Here is an 8,974-nt window from a genome sequence, read left to right on the forward strand (position 1 = left end):
CGCATCCGCCAGCAGACGCTTCAGCCTGCCGTTGTCGCCTTCAAGCGCCTTCAGCCTCCGGGCATCGGACATATCCATGCCGCCATACTTGGCTTTCGGCTTGCAGAAAGTCGCGGAGCTCAGCCCATGACGGCGACAGACTTCCGCAGTTGCCATTCCGGTTTCCTGCTCCTTGATCATGCCAATGATCTGCGCCTCGGCAAAGCGGCTTGTCCTCATGTCGCCTGCTCCTTCGTGGCGAAGCGAACTCTACATTGGAGCGAGGGACCGACCGGGAGCAGGTCATTGGCCGGACCGTCGGGTCGGACGTTGAGAGGTCCTCGTAGTGGTCATGCGGCGGGTCCACGGTCTTCGCACTGCCGAGTTTGCAGGTTGGTTCTGGAGTTGGCCAGGTCTGAGCACCTTGTGCACAAGACGTTGGGCCATGTAAGTTGGCGGATTGCCCTTCCCAGATCGACCTGACGCATGGCGCTCTTCAGCGCAAGCCGTGCTGTCCCTGCGCGGACGGCTTGTTCGCAGGTCGATCCCACCCTTCCTCAGATCATCCTGCAACGGCCCGCCACGTGCCACCAGCCGAAAGCCCCGGCCACTGGGGCACCGCGGCATTCAAGCAGAGATCGTCCAGAGCCTGAATCGGCGATGGCCGGTCACCTCTCGGACCAAGCCAAGGTCGGTCAGGCGGTTCAGCATCCTTTCGGCCGTCGGGCGGCTGATTCCCGCCATGGTCTCAGCCTCCATGGCGGAGAGCAATGGCCGCGCGGTCAGAGCTTCGACCACTTTTGCGGCATTGTCACCCTTGATCCAGGCCGTGGCAGCCATGGCACGACCAGCCCAGTCACTGACGCGCATGATCACGGCCCGAGCCTCTTGCGCCCCTGCGGACAGCGCCGCCAGATGGGCCGCCAAGCGGTCCTCTGCGGGACCATGGCCGGTCCAGATCCGCCGTCCCGGCTGCCCCAAGGGAACGAAGTGGAGTGCCTCCGCACCCACCGCCATGTGACGTGCGGACCACACGGCAGGTTCGACTACATTACCTGCAGGCGACAGCTCAGCCATCCGCCAAACGGCCAATAGTGCCGGCCCCCGTGCCAGCGGGTGCAACTCCTTCCACCCTTCGACGGCGCTGATGAACGCGCCAGCAGCAGCATCGAACGCATGCCCCTGAAGTCGCAAGGCGATATTGGACGATGGCGGACCCGACGCTTCTCTGTGGTGCAGCCCCAGGAACGCCGGCAGGTTGGTCAGGCTTCCCTGCCCCTCCAGCCGGCGGACCGCCCATCGCGCCAGACGCATCGCTTCGGGATCAGACCCGGCGCGAGCGTTCAACAGGTCGCGCCCGATCTCTTCCCGCTTGAGCACAAGACCCTGCGCCCACAGCATCGCCTCGACCTCGACGAGTGCAAGGCGCTGGCGGGCACCTTCAGCCTCGGGCAGCGACAGGGCGTTGAGGCTCGCTTCAAGACGCCCCACCTCTCGCGCCGCTTCGGCAAGCATATGCACGTGGCGCGCCTGGGCGGCGAGCCAGGGCCCGGCATCGGCCAAGTTGGCGCCTGTTGCAGGCTCTCTCTTGCTCATCATCGTGACCAGTTAGCCGTTGCACACGAGGAATGTCATTTTAATCTGCTTGATCGGACGGAGAAGCTGCAGCCCGCGTGATCTCGGAGAAGCGCGCCCGAAGGGAATGGCGGCTTCGGGCTCTTCAAGTCGACCAGGCCGCCCGACTGCCATGCGGTGGCTCCACGACACCGTCCAAACGACGGCGGCCCCTAGCTGCCCCTTGGCCCTCGATAGGCGTTCGGTGCAGCGTTCCCTAACCCGGCCGTTGGTGCTTGACGCAGCAGACTGATGGACCCTTCTCTTCCAGTCTTTGGGGCCCAAAGGCGTCGATGAGCGACAGACCGACGGAAGTTAACTCAATCCACAAGAACGCCGGCACAGCGCGCGGTGTTCTGGATGTGAGACAGCATCGCCTCACGCGCCGCGATGGGATTGCGCGCTTTCAGAGCCTCCAAGATGCCCCGATGCTCGGCGATGGATTGGCGCATGCGATCGGGATCGGTATTCGGAATGGGTTGGCGCTGTGTCTCGTTCAGCAAGTGCTGCATGCCCACATAGATGCCTGCCAGCATCCGGTTCGGGCAAGCATCGGCGACGCCCTGGTGCAGGGCCAGGTCCGCCGCGACATGGCCAACAAGATCGCCGTCATGCCATGCTCGCTCGAAGGTCTCTGCCGCTGCGCCTAGCGCGTCCAGGGTGTCGTCAGTCATCCCGCGGGCAGAAAGGGCGCAGATTTCGCCCTCGATCAGCATGCGTGTCTGGAAAACATCAGCAAGATCGTGGGCGTCGTCGTAGCGCCATATTGCGCGCGCGTGCTGTCGGTCTCGGTCCAGCACGAACGTCCCTCGCGCGGGCAATGTCTGGATCAGCCCAAGCGTCTCCAGCGTCAGAAGCGCCTCCCGCAGCGTCGGGCGCGAGACGCGCAGCTGTTCAGACAGGACGCGCTGCGAGGGCAGCTTGTCACCTGCCTTGAGCTCGCCCGAGCGGATCATCCCCTGCAGCCGGCTCGCCACACCCTGCGCCACAGGTCCCTTGTCCCACATCACCAATCTTGCCTCTCCTGCTAGCAGCTTTCTTCGCGCGTCGCAGGAAGCTGTCAACGCCATTGCCAAGCTGCGCCGCACATGGTGATACTGGTCAGACCGGTTTGGCCGGTCAATTGAATAACAACAACGGGGAGCTTCAAATGTTCGGTTACGGCGTACGGATGACAATGACGGCGGCCATTGCACTGGCCGGGTCGGCCTGGATGGCGGCAGCGCAGGAGACGCTGACGGTGGGGGCCAATATCGGCAACGTGCCGTGGGAGTTTCAGGACGAGGCCGGCAAGTTTGTCGGCTTCGAAATCGACCTTGTCGCCGCCATCGCCGAGCGCATGGGCGCCGAGGTCGAGACCGTGAACATCCCCTTCAACGGCCTCTTTTCGGCCGTCCAGTCGGGGCGCATCGACATTGCGACCTCATCGATAACCATCACTGACGAGCGCCTACAGTCGGTGACCTTTGCCCAACCCTACTATGACAGCGACCAGTCCCTGACCGCACTGGGCGAGGGCCCGAAGTCGCTGGAGGAGATGGAGGGCAAGGTCGTCGGAGTCGACACCGGTTCGACCGGAGACATGTGGGCGACGGAGCATCAGGGCGAATTCGGCTTCGCCGAGATCCGGCGCTACGAAGGCTTGGCGCCCGCCATGCTGGACCTCACAGCGGGCCGCATCGACGGCTACATCTCGGACATTCCGGCGCTGCAGTATTACGTTGTGGACAAGCCGAACCTGGCCGTCGTCGAGCGCATTCCGACGGGTGAGAAATACTCGATGATGTTCGCCAAGGATGCCGAGCTTGCAACGCAGGTGAATGCCGTTCTGGACGATCTCAAAACCGAGGGCGTTCTGGCAGAACTTCACGAGAAATGGTTTGGCGTCGCGCCCGAAGCGGACTCGTCGACCGTCGCCGTCCTGCCGATGCCGTCGCTGGACTAATCCGAAGCCCCGGGTCCGGGCCATACCCGGACCCGAAAGGACGCTCATGGACATTTTCGACACTTTTCTGAACGCCGAGGTCATGCGGCGGACCTTCCCACTGCTGCTGCGAGGGCTGTGGATTACGCTGCAGTTGGGCGCGGCCAGCATCGTTGCAGGGCTCGGTTTGGGTCTGGGGCTGGCAATGACGCGGCTTTACGCGCCGGCGCCGGTCCGCTTCCTTACACGTGTCTACATCGACATTTTCCGCTCCATCCCCCTCCTGGTGCTGCTGATCATTGTCTACTATGCCCTGCCCTTCGTAGGGCTTCGGCTGTCACCGTTCGCTTCGGCCATGACGGCGCTGACGCTGGTCTCGGGCGCCTACACGGCCGAGATCTTCCGCGCCGGCATCGAGGCAATCCCCAAGGGCCAGTTCGAGGCCTCGGCCGCGCTTGGCCTCAGCGGGCGGCAGACGATGGCCGACGTGATCCTGCCGCAGGCGGTGCGGATCGTGATTCCGCCGCTGACCAACAACTCGATCAACGTAGTCAAGGATACGGCGCTGGCCTCGGTTGTCGCCATGCCGGACCTTCTGAAACAGGCGACGCAGGCGCAGGCGCTGGCTGCAAACCCCACGCCGCTGATCGTGGCGGCGGCGATTTATCTTGCGTTCCTCTGGCCGCTGGTCGCGCTGGTCTCACGAATGGAACGCCGTTTTGCGGCAAGGAGGCGCTGAGATGACAGGCTTCGTCAGCATCCGCAACCTGCGGAAATCCTATGGCACCTTCGAGGCGCTGAGGGGGATCAACCTCGACGTCGCCAAAGGCGAGGTCGTCTGCATCATCGGCCCCTCGGGCTCGGGCAAGTCGACCCTGATCCGCTGCATCAACCGTCTGGAAGGCTTTTCCGCAGGCAGCGAGATCCGAGTGGACGGCATGCCCGTCACCTCGGGCCGGGCGCTGGCCAAGGTGCGAGCCGAGGTCGGGATGGTGTTCCAGTCCTTCAACCTCTTCCCACATCTGACGGTGCGCGAGAACGTCATGCTGGCCCCGCGCCGGGTGCGCGGCACCTTGCGTGTCGATTCCGCCGCGCAGGCCGACCGCCTGCTGGCTCGCGTCGGCATCGGCGATCAGGCGGGCAAGTATCCAGAGCATCTCTCCGGCGGGCAGCAGCAGCGAGTCGCCATCGCCCGCGCCTTGGCAATGGAGCCGCAGGTGATGCTGTTCGACGAGCCGACAAGCGCGCTGGACCCCGAGATGGTGGGCGAGGTGCTGGATGTCATGCGTGACCTGGCCCGCACCGGCGTCACCATGATCGTCGTTACGCATGAAATGGGCTTCGCCGCACAGGTCGCCGATCGGGTGATCTTCATGGACGCCGGGCAGATCGTTGAACAGGGACCGCCCGCGCAGGTGCTGTCGGCCCCGCAGGAACCCCGCACGCGCGACTTCCTCGGCGCGGTTCTGAACCACTAGTGAAAGACACAAGATGACACAGTTGGACATGGCCTGGGTGCAGGCGCAGTTTCCGGGCCTCGCCTCGGATTGGGTTTTCTTCGACAACGCGGGCGGCGCGCAGATTGCCCAGCCCGCGCTGGACCGGATGGTCGAGTTCCTGACCCACCGCAACGTCCAGATCGGTGGCAGCTACGCCGTTTCGCAGGCGGCAGCCGAGGCGCTGATGGCGGGGCGCCAAGCCGCAGCGACGCTCGTGAACGCCGCCGGACCTGAAGAAATCGTCTTCGGCCCCTCAACCACGGTGCTGATGGGCAACCTGATGCAGGCCATGCGCCACCAGTTCGCACCGGGGGACGAGGTGATCGTGACCATGGCCGATCACGAAAGCAACATCGGTCCTTGGCGGCGGCTGGAGGAGCTCGGCGTCAGCATCAAGGTCTGGCCGCTGAACGCGCAGACGATGGACCTGCAACTGCCCGACCTGGAGCCGCTGATGACCGACCGCACGCGCCTGGTCTGCGTCACGCATGTGTCGAATATCCTGGGCAAGGTCCATCCGGTCGCCGAATTCGCGCGCTTCGTCCATGAACGCGGTGCGCGCATCTGTGTGGATGCGGTCGCCTATGCCCCCCACCGGCTGATCGACGTGCAGGCCTGGGACGTGGATTACTATGTCTTCAGCCTCTACAAGGCTTTCGGTCCGCATGGAGCGCTGATGTATGGCAAATACGATCTGCTGGCCGAGTTGGACGGGCTTTACCACTACTTCTACGGCAGGGACAAAGTTACCGCCAAGCTGGAGCCGGGCAACCCCAGCTACGAGGCCGCCTACGCCACCGACGGCATCTTGTCTTACCTTACCGATCTTGCACGCCACCATGGCGCCAGCGGCGACGACCGCACGCTGCTGACCGCAGCTTTCGACGTGATCACCGCACAGGAGGATGCGCTGACCGGCCGCCTGCTGGCATGGCTCTCGGCCCGCAACGACTGCCGCATCATTGGCGAGGCTTTGAACAACGCCAGCACCCGCGTTCCCACCATCGCCTTCAAGTTTGATGGCATCAACTCCGCCACCGTCGCCCGCGCAATGGACGACCACGGTATCGCCATGCGTTTCGGGGATTTCCATTCACGGCGGCTGGTCGAGCATCTGGGCGAGGATCAGGACGGCGGTGTCCTGCGCGTGTCGATGGTCCATTACAACACGCTGGAGCAGGTGGACCGGCTGACGGAGGCACTGACGCAGATCGTGGCAAGGCAGGCGGCATGAACGATCTGGACCTCGTCATCGGCGGCGGCAACGTCGTCACCGCAGCCGACAGCTATGCCGCTGATATCGGCATCAAGGACGGCCGCATCGTCCAGATAGGCCAGGGCCTGACCGGGGTCGAGCGCATCGACGCGAGCGGTCTTCTGGTCCTCCCGGGCGGGATCGATGCCCATGTGCATCTGGATCAGCCGACATCGGACGGGACGGTGATGGCAGACGACTTCGCCAGTGGCACCCGCTCGGCCGCCGCTGGTGGCAACACGACCGTCCTGCCCTTCGCCCTGCAGATCAAGGGGCAGTCCCTACGCGCCTGCGTCGAGGACTATCGCCGCAAGGCCGCGGGCAACTGCCACACCGATGTCGCCTTTCACCTGATCGTCAGCGATCCGACGCCGCAGGTGCTTGGGCAGGAACTGCCGGCGCTGGTGCGGGACGGCTACACCTCGTTCAAGGTCTTCATGACCTATGACGATCTGGTTCTCAACGACGCCCAGCTTCTGGACGTTTTCGAGGTCGCCCGTCGCGAGCGCGCGCTGGTGATGGTTCATGCCGAAGGGCACGACGCCATCAAGCATCTGACGCGGCGCCTGGAGGCCGAGGGTCAAACCGCGCCCTACTACCACGCCGAGGCTCATGCCCAGATCGCCGAGCGCGAGGCGACGCATCGGGCGATTAGCCACGCGCAACTCATCGACGTGCCGATCGTGATTGTCCATGTCTCGGGCCGAGAGCCGATGGAGCAGATCCAGTGGGCCCGCGCCCGCGGCCTCAAGGTATTTGCAGAAACCTGCCCGCAATACATTGTCCTGACGGCCGAGGATCTGCGCGGGCTGAACATGGACTTTGATGGCGCCAAGTATGTTTGCTCACCTCCGCCACGAGACGTGGATAGCCAGGTAGCGATCTGGCAGGGCCTGCGTGACGGGACCTTCGACATCTTCTCGTCCGACCACTGCCCTTTCCGCTTTGAAGGCGAGGCGAGCAAGGACAATCCACGCGCCCGCACCTCGTTCAGATGGGTGCCGAACGGCATCCCCGGGGTCGAGACGCGGCTGCCGATCCTCTTCTCCGAGGGTGTCAGCAAGGGCCGCATCAGCCTGCAGCGTTTCGTGGCGCTGACTTCGACCAACCCCGCCCGACTTTACGGCCTCTATCCGCAGAAGGGCAGCATCGCAATCGGCGCCGATGCGGACCTGACGCTCTGGGACCCGACACTCACCCGGCCGATCCGCCAGGCCGACCTGAACCACGCCTGCGACTACACGCCCTATGAGGAGATGCAAATCACAGGCTGGCCGGTCAGGACGATCCTTCGCGGGCGAACGATCGCAGTGGAGGGGTACGTGAGACCCGACGCAGGAGGTCGAGAGTTGAGCCGCGCCGCCAGTGAAATCTACTCGAGAGGCACGTGATTTCTCGTTCGCCAGACATGGCCGGGTGAAAGCCCGATCCTCGGCTGCTGTTCCCGGATCCTGACGTCGCTCGGTGTCCTCCGAAAGCTAGATGATCGCGGGCCGGCACTGATCAGGCGCAGCCGGCCGAGCCTGTGTCAAAACCCTTCTGACGCATCGGCGATGAGGCCGTTTCCGTGTGGCTGGGCGACTTCCTCCGTTTTTTCGCGAGTGCTCCGGTCGTTCGAACCGAGAGGCTGGTGAGAAGGTCCCGATGGCATCGGAGCGGCCCGCTGACTGACGGTCAGGTCTGGATGGCCACCATCAGCCGCCGGATACTGATCAGCGCTACCATGCGCTTGATGTTGCAGGCCAGCGCCTGCAGTGCCATCTCGCTGCGCACATTCTTAAGCCGCCACGTCAGGAAATGAGTGGCGCTCATCCAGGCCTTGATCGTGCCGAACGGATGCTCGACCGCGCCGCGGCGCAGGGTGATCGGGTCGGGGTCGCAACCGAGCCTCCCACGCGCAGCATCGGCGAGATCCTCGTGCTCCCAACGGGTGATCCTGCGCTCGGTGCCGGGGGTGCAGCGGCTTTGGACGGGGCAGGTCCGGCATCCGTTCACCCAGGATCGACGGACTTGAAGGCCGCGCTCGTCGCTGGTGCGGCGGTAGGTCAAGCTGCACGACAACCTGTTGGAACAGGATGAAAGCGTCTGTCCAGATCGGGTTGCGCGATTGGCCCAGCTTGCCGGCATCAAGGCGCAGATTGGCTACACGCGCCGCCCGGGCAGCTATGGCGGCAAGCGGTCAATCGTGGTCGACAACACCTTTGATCGGCAATTCGATGTCGGAGCACCGGACAAGGTCTGGATGACCGACATCACCTACATCCGGACGCAGGAGGACTTCGCCTACCTCGCGGCGGTCATCGATCTTTATTCCCGGCGCGTGATCGGCTGGTCGATGCAAAGCGGGCAGACGACAGATGTCGTCTTGCAGGCTTCGCTCATGGCAGTCGGGCGTCGCAAGCCGAAGGACAATGTGCTGATCCATTCGGATCAAGGCAGCCAGTTCACCAGCATGGACTGGGCTGCGTTGCCTCGCGCACCCATAACCTTGAACATTCGATGAGCCGTCGCGGGACCTGCCACGACAAAGCCGTCGCCGAAAGCTTCTTCAGCTTGCTCAAGCGCGAGAGGATCAGGCGCAGAGGGCTATGCCTGAAAATGGGTGATGCGGCCTGAGAAGGCGGCGTATCGAGGCGGGTGTCAAAGCCTGCCAGAACCTCCAAAGGGAGCGATACGCCATGAAAGACGATACCGACATCATCC

General features: G+C 64.0%; 8 protein-coding genes and 2 pseudogenes. 6 read left to right on the top strand and 4 right to left on the bottom strand.

The window, feature by feature from the left end:
- The 3 genes from OC159_RS19190 to OC159_RS19200 form a co-directional block, all read right to left on the bottom strand.
- Window positions 1-219: transposase (locus tag OC159_RS19190; protein ID WP_265502843.1), on the bottom strand; the 219-nt coding region annotated here is incomplete at its 3' end.
- Window positions 220-606: 387 nt separating this feature from the next.
- Complete coding sequence (locus tag OC159_RS19195) at window positions 607-1,542, bottom strand: DUF1403 family protein (protein WP_265502845.1); 936 nt, start codon at window positions 1,540-1,542, stop codon at window positions 607-609.
- A 371-nt stretch (window positions 1,543-1,913) separates the two neighbouring features.
- Entirely contained in the window at window positions 1,914-2,789 is an 876-nt protein-coding gene (locus tag OC159_RS19200; protein WP_265502848.1) for a FadR/GntR family transcriptional regulator, read from the bottom strand.
- On the opposite strand from OC159_RS19200, the gene OC159_RS19205 reads away from it, so the two are divergent.
- The 5 genes from OC159_RS19205 to hydA are packed head-to-tail and all read left to right on the top strand — an operon-like array spanning window position 2,765 to window position 7,662.
- Entirely contained in the window at window positions 2,765-3,538 is a 774-nt protein-coding gene (locus OC159_RS19205; protein ID WP_265502850.1) for a transporter substrate-binding domain-containing protein, read from the top strand. The genes OC159_RS19200 and OC159_RS19205 overlap by 25 nt on opposite strands.
- A gap of 46 nt (window positions 3,539-3,584) precedes the next feature.
- Window positions 3,585-4,256 carry an amino acid ABC transporter permease gene (locus tag OC159_RS19210; RefSeq protein ID WP_265502852.1) on the top strand — a complete coding sequence of 224 codons (672 nt, stop codon included), beginning with the start codon at window positions 3,585-3,587 and terminating at the stop codon, window positions 4,254-4,256.
- Between the two features lies 1 nt (window position 4,257).
- Entirely contained in the window at window positions 4,258-4,995 is a 738-nt protein-coding gene (locus tag OC159_RS19215) for an amino acid ABC transporter ATP-binding protein (RefSeq protein WP_265502854.1), read from the top strand.
- A gap of 13 nt (window positions 4,996-5,008) precedes the next feature.
- Window positions 5,009-6,250 carry a cysteine desulfurase-like protein gene (locus OC159_RS19220; protein ID WP_265502856.1) on the top strand — a complete coding sequence of 414 codons (1,242 nt, stop codon included), beginning with the start codon at window positions 5,009-5,011 and terminating at the stop codon, window positions 6,248-6,250.
- Window positions 6,247-7,662 (top strand): dihydropyrimidinase, encoded by a 1,416-nt coding sequence (gene hydA, locus OC159_RS19225; RefSeq protein WP_265502858.1) that lies wholly within the window; start codon window positions 6,247-6,249, stop codon window positions 7,660-7,662. Before OC159_RS19220 ends, hydA begins: the two co-directional genes overlap by 4 nt.
- Window positions 7,663-7,945: 283 nt before the next feature.
- On the opposite strand, the pseudogene OC159_RS19230 reads toward hydA, so the two are convergent.
- A pseudogene (locus OC159_RS19230) lies at window positions 7,946-8,320 on the bottom strand (transposase); the annotation flags it as partial.
- On the opposite strand from OC159_RS19230, the pseudogene OC159_RS19235 reads away from it, so the two are divergent.
- A pseudogene (locus tag OC159_RS19235) lies at window positions 8,319-8,854 on the top strand (IS3 family transposase); the annotation flags it as partial. The pseudogenes OC159_RS19230 and OC159_RS19235 sit on opposite strands and share 2 nt — an antisense overlap.
- Between the last annotated feature and the right edge of the window lie 120 nt (window positions 8,855-8,974).

Origin of the sequence: Paracoccus beibuensis (genome assembly GCF_026162625.1) — a bacterium.
Classification (GTDB): Bacteria; Pseudomonadota; Alphaproteobacteria; order Rhodobacterales; family Rhodobacteraceae; genus Paracoccus; species Paracoccus beibuensis.

Coding starts and splice junctions, on each gene's coding strand:
- OC159_RS19210 (WP_265502852.1), top strand. CDS start 3,585: ATGGACATTTTCGACACTTTTCTGAACGCCGAGGTCATGCGGCGGACC.
- OC159_RS19205 (WP_265502850.1), top strand. CDS start 2,765: ATGACAATGACGGCGGCCATTGCACTGGCCGGGTCGGCCTGGATGGCG.
- hydA (WP_265502858.1), top strand. CDS start 6,247: ATGAACGATCTGGACCTCGTCATCGGCGGCGGCAACGTCGTCACCGCA.
- OC159_RS19215 (WP_265502854.1), top strand. CDS start 4,258: ATGACAGGCTTCGTCAGCATCCGCAACCTGCGGAAATCCTATGGCACC.
- OC159_RS19220 (WP_265502856.1), top strand. CDS start 5,009: ATGACACAGTTGGACATGGCCTGGGTGCAGGCGCAGTTTCCGGGCCTC.